Source organism: Pantoea sp. BRR-3P, assembly GCF_039621635.1.
Classification (GTDB): Bacteria; Pseudomonadota; Gammaproteobacteria; order Enterobacterales; family Enterobacteriaceae; genus Pantoea; species Pantoea floridensis.
In genome coordinates, this window is the sequence record NZ_CP155067.1 from 549,146 (window position 1) to 568,729 (window position 19,584).

Consider the following 19,584-nt stretch of genomic DNA (forward strand, 5'->3'; position numbering starts at 1 on the left):
GGCCGGGATTTATTAATATTCAGAGTGGTAAATAATATTATATTTATCTCCAAGCTCTTCCTGAAGGTGATGTGCCAGTTTATAACCATCATCAATAAACTGTTTTTTTTCCTCTTCACTTTTAAAACCAGATGATACCGGATCATTGATATTGAGTATGGCATCGTATCGTTCAGCCCACTCTCTAAGCCTATCTTTTAATTTCGAAGATATTGGTAATTCTTCAGGGGAGATGTCCCCATAATTTTCTGGAGATATATCCCATAATGGATGGCACTGATAATCAGCCATTAATTTTATTTCTTTCATTTTACTGAGCCTCGTAAGTTAGCCCCTACGATATATCCGTTATTTCCCACGGTAACAGCAATATTGTATTTCTTGCCATTTATCATGGTTTCATAGATTGGTCGACCTGTGCCAGTCCCTTGATAACCTACTACTTTACCATCAGTTACGGCCTTCATCACTACATCAGGAATACGTGCTTCTGATACTCCTATTTGTGCAAATTGGCTACCATGTCCTTCCACAATATGTTGTAAACCTGCTTTAGAATTACCTTTCTCAAGGAAGATGATTCTTCCACTATTATCCTTTGCAACACCAACGACATTTTCAGGTGTAAATTTAATGCCTTGATTTGTCATTTCTTTAAATAAAGATTTTGTCGTAAAGCTGTTTTTTGCTATCAGGACAAGATCTTTACCCAAAGTTCCCAGCGATGCCAATGCCGCCTGATTTTCTGGATCAGATACGAAAGCTGCATACTTCATCCATTCAGGACTGTTTACATCGATATTTGCCAGATCCTGACCGTTCCACTGCTGGACGTAGGCTTTGGCTTCCTCGCTGGTCATCACGTCCACGCCGGGAAGATTGCCCAGCCAGCCGGGGCGCTCTGTCATATCGACGCCACCCTGAGCCAGTTCCTTATCAACCACCACCGCTTCCAGCGGGTTATCCTTTAGTTTCTGGTCGGTTTCAGCGCTCTGCTGGTCGCTGACCTGTTTCCATTTATCAATAACCGACTGACAGTCACCCCCTGATTTCCGGCAGTCCGACAGCTCTTTATCGAACGTCAGCGCCTGATCCGCATGGAGGTGATTATTCTCAACAGCGTTTTTCCCTAACTGAGCAGCATTAACCGCTTCAGCTGTATTACCTCCGACAGTGGCACCGACAAGTCCCGACGCAAGTGTGCTTAATGCACTAACAGTCTGCTTCTCCGTTTCTGTAAGGTTGTCGGCAGTTTTGCCGGGGTATAGCTGACCCATCACAAATTTTGCCATCAGCTCACCGCTGACGGCACCCGCTGCACCTGCCAGCGCGTCATGCCCGGAGGCATAAGAGGCAATGGCACCGACTACGGCATGCGCCATCGCCTGCGCTTCAGGGTTGCCACTGGTATATTTGTGAATCTGCTCTGCCAGATAGGGGGTGGCTGCGCCACTGATTGCATGGCCGATGTTATTACCGGCCAGCCCCTGCACTGCAGCCGTTACCGCCTGGATGCCTTGCTGTACAGCACTGCCCGTTCCCAGCTTTGTTGCACTGAACGCGGCATCATAATTGTTCTGCCAGGCCTGCTTAGCGATTTCATCGTCACCCGCAGTTTTACCCGGATTGGCTTTTTCCCAGTCAGACTTTGCTTTAGCCAGATCTGATTCGCTCAGAGAGGACATCTTCTCATTGGCTTCCCGCGTGGCGATAATAGCGCCCTGAGTCCGTGCTATATCCCCTACCTGCACGCCAATCTCGCCTATCATCTGCGCGGTCTGGAGACGCTTTTGCTCTTTCTCTTTGTTAAAGATCGGACTGATGCTGTCGTTAGCATGCTCAGTGTCGCGGCTTAGGCTTGTTAAATTCTGCTGCTGATTAGCCTTGTCGCGAATGACTATCGTACCGTCAGCCACGGCAGATTGTGTAGTGCCATCTGCATGCCCGTTACTGCCGGCTCCGGCAAGGAGAGTATTAGCCATATTACCGGCAAACTGCCCACCCATGCTTGCGCCTGAGCTGATGCCAATACCTTGGTGCTGGGTTTTGTAATCAGCCTCATTATGAATATCAGTAAAGCCAAGCGTGCCGGTATCAAGACGGTTTTTATCGGCATCTGCCTGGCTGGCAATGACCGCACCGTTGAGCTGCGTGTGGTTGCCAACCGTGATGTCAAAGCCACCTTTACCGGCATAAATGCCGCTCTGATCAAGAACACTGTCGTAATTGCTGTGCATCTTGTCCTGGCTGGCATTGATGTAACCTGAGCCCGTCATAGAGCCGAAAGTGAAACTACCTCCCGCACCAAAGCTCACCTGCTTCGAGTCATAGTTGTCGCTATCCTGCAGGCTGGTTATCGTCAGGTCACGTCCAATGTCCGCTTTGACGCTGTTGCCATTAACCTGCGCACCGCTGAGTGTTGTATCGCGGCCGCTGGTAATAGACACATCTCCTCCACTGTCCAGCGTGGTTTCACTCCAGACGGTGCCGTTGCCTTTTTCATGTCCTTTCGCGCCATTGACGCTGGCAAAGATACTGAGGCCAGCACTGCCCGACCCCATGCCAAAGCTGATGCCAATGCCGCCACCGCTGCTGCTGTTCTTCCCGGTGGTCTGTTGTGTGTTAGCAGCCGCAGCCAGTGTGATGTCATTTGCAGCATGCAGAGAGGTATCGCCGCCGGCTTTCAGCTGACTGCCTGCAATCAGCAGGTCTCCGCTGTTGATGCCGTTTCCTTTGGCGGTAGCATCGATACTTAGATTTTTACCAGCGTTGATTGTTGAGCCGCTGACCGTGTCAGATGCCTGGTGTTGCTGTGATTTGGATTTTTGTGTCGTCAGCGACAGACTGATGCCAACGCCGTTGTTAGGATCACCATTCGCCTGAGCGAGCTGACTTGCCTGATTCGCCTGTACGCCGGAAAGTACCGCTTTGGTCGCCTGTAATGCGGCTAATCGACCGTCACTCTCCTGCTTTGCAGACTGCGCTGCGGCAATGGCACTGTTGACGGCTTCCGCCACTGCGCCGGATAGCGCCAGCGTCAGGCCACTAGTACGTTGCTCAAATCGCTCGTCACGCGTCCGCACATCATGACCCGGAGTGATTGCGACGCTATCGCCCTGCAAAGCCATGTTGCCACCGGCAATAAGATCGGCCCCGTTGACCTGAAGCTGCTTACCGGCCGTAATTGAAACATCACCGGCGGTGCTGCCCACCGTGCTAATGCTCTGGCTCTGAGTGGTGCCTTTATCCTTCACGTCATGCAGCGTTTTACTGCTGCCAATGCTGATGCCGATCCCGCCCGTGCCCATCAGCCCGCTTTTACGGGTTTCTGAGAATCGCCAGGTTGAATCCGTGTTGGTTGCGGCAGTGATTTCGACATTATTGCCCGCGTTCAGCGCAACTTTGCCATCACCCACTACCTGTGAACCGGTAACCAGCACATCATTTCCGGCAGAAACCGAGACGTTATTCCCGCTCAGCAGTGTGCCTTTTTCATTGGTTGTGCTGTCTTCCTGAATGGTGTGCGTCGTCTTTTTGCTGAGCAGACCTTTTTTGGTTTTGGTTTCTTCTTTGTAGTAATAATCGCTCTCTGTTGCAGTGCCCAGATCCACGTTATTCCCGGCATGTAACGTAATGTCCTGTTGAGCCGTTACGTCACTCGCCCGGCTGGTAATGTCGTGGCCTGCTATTAGCGTTGTACTTCCACCACTGGCTATTTCAGTTCCCTGCTGGCGCACGGTTTCGTTAATCACCGTTTTCTTGCTGCCGCGCTCGCTGTTACCGGAACCGGATGCTGCGGCGTTCAAATTAATATCGCGGCCCGCTTTTAGTCCGACATCACCTTCCGCCGCCAGCGCTGCTGCCTGGCTGGTAATATCCTGCCCGGCGATCAGCGTCAGGTTGCCGCCGCTGGAAACCGTCGTGCGTTCAGTACCTGAGCTATGGGTTTCCTTGTTGCCGATTTGGCGGCTTTCGCTGGTCTCAATATTGTTGAGACTGAGATCGTGCCAGGCATTGAGCAGCAGATCGCCGCCCGCATTCAGTGAGGCGCCGGTGATGTTGATATCGTTGCCGGACTTCAGGCTGAGCGCATCCAGTGACGTAATCGCCGCCGTCTGGCCCATTAGCGTCTTGCTCGCCTGCATCGATCCTTTGCCGCCGATCGTCCATTGTGAGCTGACGGTGGTGTTATTGATGTCGCCGTTAACGCTCTCCAGCGCCACTTTTTTGCCGCTGATCGTCGAACTGACGTTATTGATGTTATTCAGCGCGCCCAGCTGCAGGTCGCCTCCCGCTTTGATCAGCCCGGCATTGAGATTGTCGATATTGTTCTGGCTGTCTGCGCTGACACTGTTCTGCGCCACAATGCTGCTGGCGCTGTTGATGATGTTGCCGCCAGAAAGCGTCACGTTGTTCCCGGCAATCACGCTGCCGTTGTTCATCGCCGCATCTTTCTCGGACAGGTACACTTTCGGCACCATCACCGTCTGGCCATTTACCGAGGTGGCTTCCCACCAGATGATGCTCTTATCCAGTGAAGCAACCTGATCCGCGCTAAGCGACACGCCTAACTGCAGGCCTAAAGCCTGCTGTGACGCGGCGGCGTTATCCATCAGGTAACGCATCTGATCCAGATCGGAACCCACGCCATTCAGATAGCGGTTGCCCGTCTGATTCAGCACAACGTTGCTGACGTAACGCGTATCAAACGCCGCATCGCCGAGGAAGCGGTAATCGTTGTCTGGCTTGAGATTCAGCCTGTCCAGCAGATAGGACGAGCCGAGGAAGGTATTTACGTCGGTATACTGCTGACGGCTTTCCTGTGGTGCACTGCCGGGCTGTTTACCCAGCAATTGATTGAGGTCACCAAACAGGCTGCTATCCAGCTGCCCAAGACCGTTTAATTTTGGGTTTACGGTGATGAGATAAGGACTGCTGCTGTCGCCCGCGACGAAGTAGCCATTGTCACTGGTTGGGAGTGGATAGGCGCTGGTATCCACCGCTGAAGCACCATAGCTGCCCAGAGCCGAGGGTTTTACTGCGCTGCCTGACGCCAGTTCAGCGGCCTTCCCAAGGTTCGCCTTGTCCTGTTGTTTGCCATTGTGATTTGAGAGCCCAACAGTTTCAGGCTGTGCGTTTTGCAGCGACGTGCCGCCGTTGACCTGCTGCAGGGCATTTTGCAGCTGATCGCGCCATTCCGGTGAATTGATCGCCACCTTATCTGTGGCGGCGAGTTGCTGGCGCTGCTGAGCCGCCACCTGGCTGATTGCGGCGAGGTGAGTTAATGCAGGCGCACTGACCGTGGTGCCTATCCAGATGGCATTAGGAGTGGTGGAGGTATTGCTGATATCACCACTGAAAGTGGCGTTAACGTTGCCGCCGGCCTGAATGACGCTGCGATATACGTTACCGCTACCAGTAGTTTCATATACCGGACTGCCATCGAGCGTGTAGCCAAATGAACTGGACGTAGCGCCACCGTTATAACGGTAAATCTGATAAGCCGTGGTTGTACCATCAGTCCAACTTTGGTTTTTCAGTTCCCCGCCTGACAGCGTCACATTGTTACGGGCAAGCAGAGAAGAAGCGGAATTATCAAGCTGCGCGGCCAGCACATTCAGGTCTTTTCCCGCCGCAATGCGCCCTGCTCCTCCGCTTGCATTTGCGGTCACGTTTATGGACTGATACGCAACCTTTTGCACTTGGACATCAGCATTAGGTGCATAGCTGTAGGTGTGGGTTTCCCAGTCATCACCATGTCCATGATGTTGTTGAGTCCCACTGACGTATTGGTAGTAATCGCCGGGTTTAAACCACGAGAATGGGATCCTGATATTCGTTCCATTCGCCCATGACGGGATAGCAAGCTCAGTTATCTCTTCACTGGTACTCAGGCCATCACGTGTATTCAGCAGATGCCCAGTCTTAATCGTGATATCGCCATTCTGCGACTCAATAGTTCCCGAGGTATTGATCACCTCGCCATTGGCATTGCCCGCCGCGTCGCGCTGCATCCACACACTGTTGCCCGCCAGCATATCGCCGCGCTGGTTTTTAATGCTGTTGGCGTAAAGATAGAGATTCTGCCCGGCATACAGCAGCGCCGTATTCACAATGCTGCCCGGCGAGGAAACGGTGAGGTTACCACGCGTGCCGGTAAAGCCGTTGAGCGTGACGTCACTGCGGCTGATCAGCGCAACATTGCCACCGCCCTGCAGCGTGCCTGCGTCGTTCATGCTGATGCGGTTACCGCTCAGACTGCTGTCGCCGGTTCCGGTGGTGAGCTGGCCATTGTTCGTCAGATCGCCGCCTGCGCTCAGCGTCAGCGCCTGGCCCTGCAATGTTCCCTGGTTATCAATCGCGCCGTTACTGCTGATAGTCAGGCGATTACCTGCGGCCAGCGTGTTGCGTGCGGTAAAACTATTGATGAGTTTGACCGTCGCATCGCCCAGCGCCACCAGCTGTCCAAGCTGATCAAATCCCGTGCTTTCCAGCAGCAGGTTACCGCCGCTGAACAGCTTACCCGCCGCCTGTTGCGTCACCTGTGTAGCTTTAACATTCAGCTGATTGGCGCCCAGCAGCGTGCCGCTGTTGGTGAGTTGCGCGTAGTTCACCGTCAGGTTTCCGCCCTGCGCGGTGCCCTGGTTCTGCAGGCTGGTGCCGGTGAGTGTCGCCTGCTGATCCGCCATAAACGTGCCGCTGTTGCTGGCGCTGGCCGCATTCATGACCAGCTGCGAAGCCTGCAGCCAGCCGCTGTTAGTCAGCTGTGGCGCGCTGAGCGTGAGATCCGCCGAAGAGAGTACTTTGCCGCTGTTGTTAACCAGGCCGCTGGTGGTAATTCGGCTGGTGGCGCCTTGAATCAGGCCGTAGTTATAAAGTTCGGGTGTGATCAGCGTCAGGCCGTTTTGACTAAGTAACGTACCGCTGGCGCTGTTAGTGAGGCGTCCGCCGGCGTTCAGCTGCAGACTGTTGTCGCCCTGCATGCGCCCGCTGTTGGTAATAACGCCGCTGTTGAGTGATAAATTCCTGCCCTGCATTCGGCCCGCGTTATCCACGGTTGCTGCATGCACATCCAGCGTGCCACCGCTCAGCAGCGCCGCGTTTTGCTGCTGCGTCAGCGCGCCCGACAACATGGTGGTCAGCCCTTCAACGCCCGATATCTCGCCGCCGTTGTTAAGCGTCGCTCCCTGTAACGTCAGGTTGCGGGCAATCCACTGTCCCTGATTGGTGAGGCTGAGTGCGTTAAGTGCGGCATTGCCGTTCGCCGTGATTTTGCTGCCGGTGACGGACGACAGCGCCTCACTGAGGTTAAGGGTCAGATCGCCTGCGCTCTGGATAGCGCCATTGTTGGCAAGGCGGGTGGCGTTCAGCAGGATTTGCTGTCCCTGCCAGCTGCCGTTGTTGGTGATGACATCCCCGGCAATGTTCAGCGTGCCCTGCGTCAGCAGCTGACCGCCAGCATTGTTGATTAATTCCCGTGCTGGCGGCGTCTGTACCGCCAGCATGCGGAAACTGCGGGCCTGCGCCGGACCGATAGTCAGAGATTGCAAGCCAATCAGACTGCCCTGATTGGTTACGCTGGCCGGGGTAATTACGAGCGTTTCGCCCTGCACGCTGCCGCTGTTATTCAGCGCAGCGCCACTCAGCGTCATCGCTTTATCCGCCAGCAGCGAGCCGTTGTTGTTCAGATCTTGCGCGCTGACCTGTGCCGTGCCTTGCGATAGGATTTCACCGCTATTGCGCAGCTCACCCTCAACCTCAGCTGACACATCAGTGGTGCCCAGCAGCGAGCCCTGATTCTGCCAGCGGTCTGCGTTGATTTGCGCCTTGTCACCCTGGATTGTGCCGGATGTGTTGAGGTCGTTAGCGTTCAGCAGCAGGTCACCGCCAGTCAGCATTTTGCCGCCAGCTGTCTGTGTCAACGCGCCGCTTGACTGCGCATCCAGCGAAGATGTTCCCTGCCATAGGCCACTGTTGCTAAGGCTGCTCCCGCGTAACACCAGACGATCGGCCAGCACTTTACCGCTGTTCTGCAGATTACCCACCGTCAGGCTGGCATTGCCGCCCGCGGTCAGACTGCCACGGTTATCCAGCAGCCCGTCAGATTGACCTTTCAGTGAGTCAATACCGTAAACGGTGCCACTGTTGGTCAGCGATCCAAACTGATAGTCGATGCTATTGCCCTGCCACACACCGGCGTTGTTAGCTGTTGCACCTTTAAGTGCAAGAATACCGTTGCTCAGTAGCTGCCCCGCGCCCTGGTTGCTGAACTGTTTGAAATCCGCGCTAAGTCCATTGTCACCCTGGAGCAGACTTTGGTTCTTCAGCACATCACCTGTCGCATTTAACTGCTGTGCCGCAATCGAACCGCCGTTGTTCAGCTCGCTGGCATGAATATCCGCCTGACGCTGGGCAAGCAAAACACCCTGCCCGTTGTTATTCAGCGTGCCGCTCAGGTCTGCATTCAGATTGGTTGCGGTGATGCGCCCGCTGTTGGTCAGGTTGTGACCGTTAATGCTGAAGTCACCAGCCACCTGTAGCAGGCCCGTATTCGTCAGCTGTACCGGGGAAAGCGTCAACGAACCGCCGCTGATAAGCTGACCGCTGGCGGCGTTGGTGATACTCGCGCTATTTAACAAGAGTGAGCTGTTACCCTGCAGCAGTCCGGCGTTGGTCAGCTGAGGTGCGGTGATGCTGAGTCGGTCGGCTGCCAGCGTACCGCTATTAATGATGTCGTTGCTGATGAGGGCAAAATCATTCTGGCTCAGCAGTGTGCCACGGTTTTCCAGTGCGCCGTTCAGCGTACCAATTAATTGCGTGGTCGCCTGAGCGAGGCCGGCGTTCTGCCAGCTTTGCAACTTCATATCAAGCGTGTCGGCCTGAATGCTGCCCTGATTATCCAGGCTGTCAGCTTGAGCCGCCAGCGTGCCGGCACTCAGTAACTGGCCGCTGATCTTATTACTGAGCTTATCGCCCGCAATGGTCAGTGCATCACTGCCCTGAATCAGCCCGCTGTTAACTAAATCACTCTGCAGCGTAAGCGCCTGTGCCATCAGCCAGCCGCTGTTATCGATGGAGTGAGCTTTTACATTCAATCCCTGCTGACCAAGAATTTTTCCGCTGTTATCCAGCGTGCCGGTTGTCAAATCTGCATCGCCAGCGCTCAGCAGGTTGCCGCTGTTTTGCCAGTCAACAGCGGTGAGCGCCAGCTGTTCTCCCTGCAGTAATCCGCGGTTATCAAGCTTGTCTGCGCTGACTCTCATCTGGCCGCCACTCAGCAGCGTGCCGCTGTTAGTCAGCTGTTTGCCCTGGGTTTGCAGAGAATGATTGCCCTGCAGCGCACCCGCGTTGTCCACTGATACCGTATCGATATCCAGTCGATCTGCGGTTATCTGACCGCCGTTAATGAGCGTATTGTTCTGAAGTAGTAGACGGTGATCGGCAATCAGCAGCGCGCCCTGCTGATTAGTGAAAGCCAGATTGCGCGCAGCGATGTCCGCCGCATTAATTTCACCGAGGTTGATGAGGTTACCACCACCCAGCGACAGCGTGGCACCGCTGGTGATCAGCCCGCTGTTATTCAGCTCCGGCAAATTCAACGCAAAGCTGTTATCAGAGCTCAGCGTGCCACCTGCAAGGTTCGTCAGGAGATTGCCTGTAATGCCGAGGGAGTTTGAGCCTTGAATCAAACCGCTATTATCGATCTGTGTGCTATCAAGTCTCAGCACCGGTGCGGAGAATACGCCTTGGTTGAAAAGGCCTTTGCTGCTGAGTGACACAGATTCTGAACCGGAAATCGCGGCGCCTTTGCGGTTTTGCAGGCTGCCTGCCGTAATCGCGGTCGTTGCGCTGGCCAGCATGCCTGTGTTGTTCAACTGCTGTGCGTTTGCAGTGAGATTTTTGCTGGCCGTAAGTTGGCCGCTGTTGTCGATACGGGTTTGCGCCTGCAGCTGAATATCACCACCCGCTTTGCCGCCTGAGGCTGAATCCACCGAAATGACTGCACTGCTAAGACGAATATCACGCCCCGCCGTCAGATTGCTGCCCGAGGCTTCAAGCGTGCCTTTAGCGGTTAAACCTATCCCGACATCACTGACCAGCGCACCCGTTTGTAGTGCAATATCCTGCTGCGCATTTACCGCGATCTGCCCGGTCGCTTTGTTATTGCCGCTGAGCGTTACCGAATCCGCATTGGCTGTCAGCGCCCCACTACTCAAGCTGTTGTTCAGCGTCAGCTTGCCGCTGGCATCGAGCTGAATATCACCCTGTTTCGCCACCAAATTACCGAGGTTAACCCCAACCCCTTTCTCACTCGACACCAAATGAATACGGTTGGCGTACATGCCGCCGAGCGCACCGGTATCCACTGCCACTGATGGCGCGGCACCTTCGCCAGCAATCGGCGTCACGGAACCCTCCGCACCCACGCGGTTAGCCCCCGCTGTCACCGACAGATCTTTCGCATAGATCCCGGCGTTGATCTCCGTCGCGCGTGCGACGATCGCCACCGCATCGGCGTTGCTGCCGTCCAGTCCCTGACCTTCGACGATCACCGAGCCTTTTGTCACCTCCAGCGCGGCCAGATTTCCGTTGGCATCCAGCTGCGGCTTGCCGGTGGTGAGCGTAACGTTGGGTGTGTTGATAAAGCCACAGCCGTTACAGGTGATGCCATAAGGGTTGGCAACCATTACGTTAGCGGCTTTGCCCGCTACTTCGGTGTAGCCCTGGAGCTGCGAACGATTAGCGCCAACCACTTCGTTGATGATCGCCTGCGCTTCTCGACCCGCTTTCAAATTCGGGTTGTTCTGAATCAGGCCGCCGAGCTGCGTCTGATTAAGCTGGCCGGTGGCGTTATTAAGGATTAAGCCCTCTTTGCCAACGTTGTACTGCTGATACTGGTTGTGGGATATGCCTGCGCCGTTAGGCGTAGCGATATTCACCACCGGCACGCCGTTACCGGCGGCATCCAGCTGGGTGCCAGGCGTGACCGGCGTGATTTGTGCCGCCATTACAGGCAGCATCGGCTGTACCGCCACCAGATAACAGATGACGTAGCTCAGCGCGCGACGGGCGAGGGAAACGGGTTGACGATCGTCCATAATCTTTGCCTCTTAGAAAACCAGCCCGACGCGGGCGTAAATGCTGATGTGATCCGGCTGCAGATGGCCGGGATAGCTGAGGGGAACGCCCACGGTGTACTGGGTGTAGAAATAGCGCCCGCGCGTGCTGAGGCCCACCGCGCTGCCCCACAGCGTGCCGGTGGATTCACGGTTCTGCGCGTCGCTTTTTAACCAGCCGCCGTCAATGGCGGCCAGCGCACTGACGTCGCCTATAACGGGCAGCGTGAACAGGCTGTAGCTCAGCTCGTTGCGCAGGTAACCGCCAGCGTCGCCGGAGAGATACTGTTCTTTAAAGCCGCGCACCGAACTTTCGCCGCCAAGCGTCAGACGCTCGCTGCCGTACAGCCGATCGGGCGACCACTGCCCGTAAATGCTGCTCAGCAGCCACAGATTGTTAGCCAGCGGGCGCTGGAAGCTGCCGCTGATGCTCCACTTGCGGAATTGTGCTTTGGGCAGGTCGCCAGTTTTGCCCGCGTCATCCTCGGCATCAAACCACGGCATACCGCGGCTGAAAGCCGGGTTGAGCGTGGCAACGCCGCCAAGAATTTTCTGGGTGTGATTGATTCCCAGCTGCGTGCTGGTGATCTTGCGGCTGCTGCTCTGCAACAAAGTATTGTTAAGGTAGTTGTGGCTGGAGTAATGATTTAAGCCGAGCTGGACGCCGGTTTTAATATCGCCATTGCGGAACAGTACCCACGAACCGTTAATCCGGTGCGCGACGTTGTCGCCGTTGCTCAGCCACGTGAAGCCGTTGTTGACGAAGCTGCTGTGATAGTTGCTCCAGCTGTAGCTATAGTCGAACAGGCCGTAGCCGTATGGTACGCTGACGCCCGCCTGCAGGTTCTGCGCATCACGCCAGTCGCTGAAGGCGCTGCTGCGCCCGCCGCTGATGAACCAGCGGTCGGCCAGTCCCAGCAGGTTATTGCCGGTCAGCGCGCCGTTAAGCTGCCCAACGCCCGTGCTCTTCTGGCCGCTGTTATCGAATCCGAACGACGCGCTCAACGGGAACTCTGGTTCAGCAGTCAGGTTCACCACCGAATAGCCAGTTTTCGGCGACGGCTGGATTTCAATCTGCACCGGTTTGCTGCGCACGCGGTTAATCTGCTCCATGCCCTGTTCAATATCGCGCAGGTTGAGGATTCTGCCTTCGAGCCTCGGAAAGGCCATCTGCAGAGCGCGCGGATGCTGTCCGTCTAAACGAATGGCGTCTAATTTCCCCTCCAGCACCGGAATAATTAACTGGCCCTGCGATAAATCCTGCTCGGTTAAAAATGCCCGGCTGGTAATATAGCCCCGCTGCATATACCAGTCAGAAACGGCATGTACCAGCGAATTAATTTCCGTTAAATTCAGGCAGCGATTAATATAAGGCGCAATAAGATGGTGCTGCTGGCCTGAAGAGATAAGCGTGGCGTGCTGAATAATAATTTTCTGCACGGGAAAGCACGGTCCTGACGGGTTGGAACCCGCTGATGGCGTACTCTGCGCCGTGGCGGTGTTCCACAATGCATCCCGCTGCTGCTGGTCCTGCTGCAGACGCTGTTGCTGTTGATTCTGAATGTAATCACGATCACCCGGATTTAACGGTGCCGCAACTGCTGATGCAGTCAATAAGCTGACGCATAGCGCCAGGAACTTCCCTGTATTTGCCATCATAAAAGACTTAAGTAAAATTAATTGTAAATATTTTGTAAGTTTGCTCGTGCAGAATATCACCTAAACAATGAGAAAGTTCCTGAAGGCGATATAAAACGAAAATAATTTTTTAATATTAATTAGATCGGCTTTTTACTTTGGATTAACTCAAATAAAAAGAGAGTTGTTTCCGAACAGTGAGAAAAGCTGCAATTTACCCAGATATATTCACCCCCCTTTCCGTTAGGACCAGAACTGGAACTCATCGCACATCGTCTCTGAATGATTAGGTAAACCGTAGCGATAGCCTATTTAGGCGATCAAAAATTCATCCTGGTGCCAGTCGAAACCTGCATGAGACGGTGTAAAATTCGCACATAGACAGATTATTTGAGCTTCGAACATTAAAAGATGGCCTAATAAAAGAACAGCTTTTTAACATCATTGGATTGTCAGGAAGTAATCAGAAGGAAATTTTTGCCAGTTTACCAATTGTGTTCTTCTTAAATAAGATTGATGAGATTCCTGTTGACATTAAAAAATAGGAAATCAGCGTGATATTATCAACAGGGATAGAAAAAGGTGCTTGCTCATTTTTTCCGTCATCGATATCTCTTATCGGGAAGATAGCCCGCAACAAATAAGAATGTATGAATTCTAAACATGCTCAACATTGTCAGATTGAGTCCGCACCGGCCGCTCCTTCCAGGAAATTTCAGAGATTCCATTCCGATTCGATCATTCATATTCGTTTGGTTATATCCTTCCGCCACCAATTGACCTAAAGGAAGATGATATGAAGTTTCAGCATTATTTACTGGGAAGCGTGATGAGTATGTTCAGCGTCTCTGGATTTGCCGCAGAAATGATAAATCCGATAAGCGTGCATGTACTGAATTTGCAGACTGGCGTTCCGACCGCAGGCATTAAGGTCGAATTGGATAGAAAAAAAGGAAATGAGTGGTTAAAACTGGCCGAAGGAACCACCAACGCACAAGGGCGCATTTCAGCGCTTTATCCTACTGGTCAGGCAACTCAAATGGGGATTTATCGTGTCATTTTCAAAACCGGCGACTATTACAAAAAAAGCGGTGAGCCAACATTCTTCCCGGAAATTCCAGTGATATTCACCCTGGATAAGGCCGATCAGCACTATCATATTCCACTACTGCTTAGCCAGTTTGGCTACTCAACTTATCGCGGTAATTAAGCACAACTTCCACCTTTTTTTGACGGAGTAATACTGCTGGCGACAATATTACTCCGCGCAGACATGGTCGCGCCATAGTGCCAGCCAACGGCTGGTTCGAATGGAAGAAAGAAAACGGAAAAAATCGCACATGATGCAGCGCTTCCGGAGCAGGATGTTACATAGCATCCTGTAAGTAAGAAGGTTGGGAACATACATAACCATGGCAAAGTGCTGGTTGAGCGCGATAAGGAGGCGCTCCCCTGATAGAGTTTGCCGGTGCTCTGGCCGGCATATCAGGATTGGGGCATTCTGCGTAAAGCAGGTAGTGAAATTATCTTGCTCCTAAACGGCAGGGTCTGCTGGACGATGATCGCCGCCAGCACGTCGCGGTGGGCGGGGACTTATTGACGATATTCAGGCAAATGTTGTTGTAAATGAATTTTTGAGATAACAAGGAAGTCATATGCTAAATCCTGGGTTTGTTAGTCGCAAAGCGCTTGCTGAATGGCATGATGTCCCCGCTTTGCTACCTCAGTTCCAATTTCATGAAAAACACTGCGCCGTTATTAAGACGAATTCACCTGATAAAATCCTGCCCTTAGTTATTGAATTCGACATTAAGCAAGATGCTGTTATCCGGCTAATGATGTTTGTGCGGCAACTCCCGCAAAATATTGGGTTCAGAAAGAAAGGTCAGGTGGTAAATCGCTTCGGACTACACAGCTTTACTCTTTTGGAAAAGTCAGCATCGGAGCTTTGTTACGGCTTACGCGGACAATTCTGGCGTGCAGATTTTGGTCTGGAAAACGTGACTGATGCCAACGCTTACCTGGCGGCGGTCTCGCCGGGAAGCGCAAAGCTTCTATTGCGCTATCGGGTAGCGGAATTAAAGGAAGCTCAATATGAGCTATGTACTGAAACGTTTATCTACTGCCCGGATAAAATTACTCAGATGAAAATGGCCGCTTACTGGCTGGCGATACGTGCAGGAAGTGGCTGGATCCGAAAAAGAACGCTCAAAGCTGTTCAGTCAAAAATTTAAGTCCAGATTACGCAACGGAAAAAAGCTTATGAAAAATGAATGATGCCTGGCACTGAGTAATCAATTGAGATTCAAATGGGCAGTTTTGAGCAATGTGAGGATGTCAAAAACATGATGACAAGGTAGTACTACCACATTAAATATCCCCCCATGTACTCCTTCTTTTTCTGGCGCAAAAGGGCCAGACCCAAGGAACATGGCGTCTGCTATGAGCGAGGAGTGGAAGTTCGTATTTGTCATAACCACAGGGATGCAGGACTAACATTGGAATGTAATAATCAACCGGTAGCAGGTCAGGACGCGTATCGCACCGTTCAATAGGCTCGACTCTTTTTCTAAAAGAGCTGGAATGCGATCACGCGCTGATACTTGATGTGGGAAACATGGGGGCTAGTAATTTGTATGTTGCACCCTCCAGGGGGGCCAAATCTGTTACGGTTTTCTCTGGTCGTTAAGAGTTCGCACCCTGAACTTGGACTTGATAAATTCACTGATAAAACATAAAAATTACATCAGAGGTCTTAATGAAAAGCAGTTATCAATTTAATAGATGGATTTGTAGAGAGGATTCAACATGGGCTTATCTTGTTTTCCAAAAGCATAATTCTGAGCTGACTAATATTTTACTGTCGCACTTGGCAGCATCAGATTTTACTTACTCAACACTCGGGAAGTCATTTGGCGCTAATTTTAGTGATGATTACCACAAGTGGTTCAAAGGTATCAAAGAAGTCAAGTACACACCATTTGAAAAAGTACAAGACTGGTCTGATTCATTCAATAAGTTCAAAAACTGGACAAACTTGAATTGTGTAGTGGCAATGAGTGCCAACTTGGAAACCTATATGTCGACAGTAATATCATTAGCTTTGGAATCAGATGTCGGCGTTTTGTATGGAGCAAGTAAAAAAATTGATGGCTTATTGATTTTAAAATATGGAAAAAAGCAACCAACTGATTTTAAAGAACATTTAATTGGATGCACTAAAGGGGATTGGAATAGTAGGATAAGGTATTTCGAAAGAATTTTTGGAAACACACCTTTAGTACTGTCAAATAATGTGGCAGACCTTGAAGCACTGAGGATACTAAGAAATAACATTGGACATGCATTTGGGCGAGATATAAATGAAAGTAGAAATCATGAGATTATAGAAATATCTAAAATGGCTTCATTGAAAACAGAAAAATTGATACATTTCACTCGGCTTATTTATAAAATTGCGAAAGATATAGATAAGCAATTATTTTTTAATAATATTGGCGCCTATCAAGATCTCTGTTTTTATCACAGGCTAAGAGGGAGCCTCACCTTCAATGATTTTAATAAAAAAAGACAGTTTGGAAATCATGTGTCAATCCTTAAAAACAAATTGGGGCAACATGCGGCTAAAACATCTGGTATAGAGTATTGTAAGGGACTGATAAATTATTACGAAACAATGTAATTCAATACACAATTTAATACGCAACGTATAAGGCTTGTTATGTTGAAGTTCATTTATGATTTAGTAAAAAGTGTTGGTTCTGGAGCTAAAGTAGCCACACTTGAAGTGTATGAATGGAATGAAGATGATGTAAAAAAGAATAGGCTAGCTAATAATACCCAGTGGGATGATGTTGCTGTCCAACATGAAAATTTGGAATTTAAATTATTGAGTTTGACTCATGCAGTAGTTAAAACGGATTTTTTGATTCAAAGGAATTTAAATTTTTATAGTATTGCGTTTCTGATGTCATCGCATGAGCTTATAAAAATATCAAAGAATGGGAATCTTAGGCTTGTTGATGATATTGACGGATTTTTAAATGATGTTACCTTAACTAGTTTTACTGGTAGGATTGGACAAGGAATTACATTATTAATAGCGCATCGCTTAGGCTATAGCTATGTTTGCCATTTGGCATCTGATGCTAAAATAAAATCAATTATAGCATCTTCAGCGGGGAAACATGGTACTAAGAGAGAAAAGGTTGCCGATTTTATTTTTGAGAATAATAATAAAGATAGAACGATAATCGAATCTAAATGCTCATATTCAATTCAAGACTTTTCTCCCTCAGATGTCAAAAAGATTTTAAAGCCAGCTTTAAATAAACAAGTAAATACATGGGTTGATAATAAAATAGCCAATGTTACAAATGGATATGTGGTGCATTCTGCATTAAGGTCAATCGGTCAAGCTAACAACTCAGCTATTACATATGTTGACCCTCCTGCAAATGTTAATATTCCTGATTTCGATTTTCCAATTGAATGGGTGAAGGCTAAAAATTATGCAGCATGGCTTTCCTTCTGTGGTTTTCATGAAACGGCATCGGGATTGTTTAGTGACGTCAAAACAGAACTACACCTTGTCGATTTAGAAGTTATAAGTATTTGCGGTTGTGATTTTGCAATTCTCAATTCGTTACATCACATGAGTGGCAAAGCTATGCTCGCTGGAATAGATGTAAAAATAATGTTGGCATTAGCTGATTATTGTGAAGATGATAGTCGTTTATTAAATAGTTATGAGGGTGTTAACATTAATATAGTCGAGCAAGTTGGGGAGACAATCAGCATCTTCCCTGATGGCACATTATTAGGAATGATAGATGACTCTCAGTTTTCCCGTAGGATTCAATCCTTTTGGGTTTTATGATTAATTAGTCATTTTTATAAAATTTTAAGCACTGTGTTGAACGGTGCTTTGACCTGCTCCCAGTTGATTAACACATCATGAACTCAGCAAAGTCCGCTCTTGGCACAAAGCGGACAGATACGTGAGCCGTTCAAATGAAGCTCGGCTACACGCCCAATGCGGATACGGGCGGTCGTTTAATTGAGCCACCCGGCAGGCGCAGTTGTTACGCTGAACGGCACCCTCAGCACAAAGCGAGGGCTCCAACATTGTAAACGCTGTCCTGGAAGGTTGTGCTCTGAGCGGTAAAAGTGAACCAGTGATTTTCAGCGTCGTGGAAATCGCATTATGCAGGAAATATTCTGGCTATGTGTGTTGGTTACGGCCTACTGTTTTGCCCTGATAGCAGCGTATAACGCATTCAGGACAAAACGATATAAAAAGCTGGCCCGTAGTTAAGTCATCACAGAGTGGGATAAACCAGGCGCAGCGGTAATTAACAGCCGATGTCGAATGTCGCTCTTACGAGTAACACGCTGATCAATCTCTATTTGAAAGCCGGTGAGCGATAATCTCCAAACCAATCTGTTGACCGAGTGAAAGCTCAAGCGTGTTGCCATCAGGATCGGCAAAAAATGCCCAGTAACCTACCGGTGCTGATGATTGCTGCGCTGGACGACGTAAAACGCCCTCTTGTTCCGCTAAAGCCACTTTGGCATCAATTTCTTCCCTGGTTTTACAGGCTACGCCAATGTGACCAAAAGGTCCCAACGGGGTATCTACAGTAGTTTGAGACTGCACGAGTACCAATGCAAACGGACGGGTCAAATCGGAAAGCCATGCCACCTTTTGCGCTTCTGCAATCCCAGGTTCGCGCTCATGGATCACCTGCATTCCGGCGTAACGCTGATAGAAATCGACGCTACGTTCTATATCTTTCACTTGCAGCGCTATATGGCTAAAACCAATATCGTGTTCCAACATATTCCATTCCTTTAAAATAAGCAGGATTTGAATATGCCATAAATCATTAATAGCATTTGTTCTCAGGTGCTTTTACGTTCTGGCTCCACAATATGCATCTCTCACATCGGGTGCGGCATGTATTTAAACACGACATTTCTCGCTTTATTTTTTTAAATAACCCAAAAATCTTACCTAACCAAAATATAAATTTTTAATCATGAATTCTGTAGTGATATATTCAGATTAATATTCATCATCCGCCCTCGAATAATCAGCGCCGCATGGATTGTTTACGTAAGGTTATCATTATATTGTTAAGTAATATTGTCTGGTAGATGTCCTGCTCAAAACGAAAACGGTACAAGGATCGGCGCGTTTTTTATAGCCGAAAATGAGGAGTTCGTGCCATGTTCTACTCCCTCGCCTGGCTGTTTGTAAAATATGTTCTAAGCTAGTTGAGTAGTTAAAATTATTTCTGAAAGGAACTCATTACGATGAAAAAAACAGTGCTGTTAACCGCTTTTCTGGGCTCTTTTGTGGCTTTAACCTTGGCAGGTTGCTCATCTAATCAGGCAATCAAGACAACGGACGGGCGCACTATCGTCACTTCTGGCAAGCCGCAAATTGACAGTGACACCGGCCTGGTTTCTTACAAAGATGCGCAAACGGGTAAAACTGAGCAGATTAATCGCGACAAGATTACCAACATGAGCGAACTGGATAACTAATAACGCGCCTGGAGAGAGTGATGAAAAAAGCCCTATTGATCTCAATTGCTGCAGTTGTGGCACTATCCGCCCTGACGGGTTGTACTCGCACCTCTTACGCCATCCATACCAACGATGGTCGTACTATCGTGGCTGATGGTAAACCGCAAGATGCGGAAACCGGTCTGCTGGGTTACACCGACGCCAACGGCGTCAAGCAGCAGATGAATAAGAGTGATGTGAAAGAAATTTCCGAGATCCCGAAAAAATAGGTTTGTGCAGTAAAGCGCCCGCTGTA

10 protein-coding genes are annotated in these 19,584 nt (G+C 50.2%); 6 read left to right on the forward strand and 4 right to left on the reverse strand.

Annotation, left to right across the window (positions count from 1 at the left end; translation table 11 throughout):
* Window positions 1-12 precede the first annotated feature (12 nt).
* The 3 genes from AAGR08_RS22100 to AAGR08_RS22110 are packed head-to-tail and all read right to left on the reverse strand — an operon-like array spanning window position 13 to window position 12,776.
* Complete coding sequence (locus AAGR08_RS22100; RefSeq protein ID WP_345830194.1) at window positions 13-309, reverse strand: hypothetical protein; 297 nt, start codon at window positions 307-309, stop codon at window positions 13-15.
* Window positions 306-11,099 (reverse strand): hemagglutinin repeat-containing protein, encoded by a 10,794-nt coding sequence (locus tag AAGR08_RS22105; protein ID WP_345830195.1) that lies wholly within the window; start codon window positions 11,097-11,099, stop codon window positions 306-308. The genes AAGR08_RS22100 and AAGR08_RS22105 overlap by 4 nt, the downstream gene beginning before the upstream one ends.
* Before the next feature lie 12 nt (window positions 11,100-11,111).
* Window positions 11,112-12,776: a ShlB/FhaC/HecB family hemolysin secretion/activation protein gene (locus tag AAGR08_RS22110; RefSeq protein WP_097098297.1), complete on the reverse strand. Its 1,665-nt coding sequence runs from the start codon at window positions 12,774-12,776 to the stop codon at window positions 11,112-11,114.
* A gap of 808 nt (window positions 12,777-13,584) precedes the next feature.
* Between AAGR08_RS22110 and uraH the strand changes: the two genes are divergently transcribed.
* The 4 genes from uraH to AAGR08_RS22130 all read left to right on the forward strand — a co-directional run bounded on the left by uraH (window position 13,585) and on the right by AAGR08_RS22130 (window position 17,634).
* Window positions 13,585-13,965 carry a hydroxyisourate hydrolase gene (gene uraH, locus AAGR08_RS22115; RefSeq protein WP_345830826.1) on the forward strand — a complete coding sequence of 127 codons (381 nt, stop codon included), beginning with the start codon at window positions 13,585-13,587 and terminating at the stop codon, window positions 13,963-13,965.
* 445 nt (window positions 13,966-14,410) lie between these two features.
* Window positions 14,411-14,989: a hypothetical protein gene (locus tag AAGR08_RS22120; protein WP_345830197.1), complete on the forward strand. Its 579-nt coding sequence runs from the start codon at window positions 14,411-14,413 to the stop codon at window positions 14,987-14,989.
* Window positions 14,990-15,513: 524 nt separating this feature from the next.
* Window positions 15,514-16,437 carry a hypothetical protein gene (locus AAGR08_RS22125; protein WP_345830198.1) on the forward strand — a complete coding sequence of 308 codons (924 nt, stop codon included), beginning with the start codon at window positions 15,514-15,516 and terminating at the stop codon, window positions 16,435-16,437.
* A gap of 39 nt (window positions 16,438-16,476) precedes the next feature.
* On the forward strand, window positions 16,477-17,634 hold the full coding sequence (locus tag AAGR08_RS22130; RefSeq protein ID WP_345830200.1) for a hypothetical protein: 1,158 nt from the start codon (window positions 16,477-16,479) through the stop codon (window positions 17,632-17,634).
* A gap of 519 nt (window positions 17,635-18,153) precedes the next feature.
* On the opposite strand, the gene AAGR08_RS22135 is transcribed toward AAGR08_RS22130, so the two are convergent.
* Window positions 18,154-18,597 (reverse strand): VOC family protein, encoded by a 444-nt coding sequence (locus tag AAGR08_RS22135; RefSeq protein WP_345830202.1) that lies wholly within the window; start codon window positions 18,595-18,597, stop codon window positions 18,154-18,156.
* A gap of 476 nt (window positions 18,598-19,073) precedes the next feature.
* Here AAGR08_RS22135 and AAGR08_RS22140 point away from each other — a divergent pair, with 476 nt between their 5' ends.
* Together AAGR08_RS22140 and AAGR08_RS22145 are read left to right on the forward strand one after the other, a co-directional pair.
* Complete coding sequence (locus AAGR08_RS22140) at window positions 19,074-19,307, forward strand: YgdI/YgdR family lipoprotein (protein ID WP_097098291.1); 234 nt, start codon at window positions 19,074-19,076, stop codon at window positions 19,305-19,307.
* A gap of 20 nt (window positions 19,308-19,327) precedes the next feature.
* The gene (locus tag AAGR08_RS22145; RefSeq protein ID WP_345830204.1) at window positions 19,328-19,558 is read left to right on the forward strand and encodes a YgdI/YgdR family lipoprotein; all 231 of its coding nucleotides are present in this window, start codon (window positions 19,328-19,330) and stop codon (window positions 19,556-19,558) included.
* The last annotated feature ends 26 nt before the right edge of the window (window positions 19,559-19,584 follow it).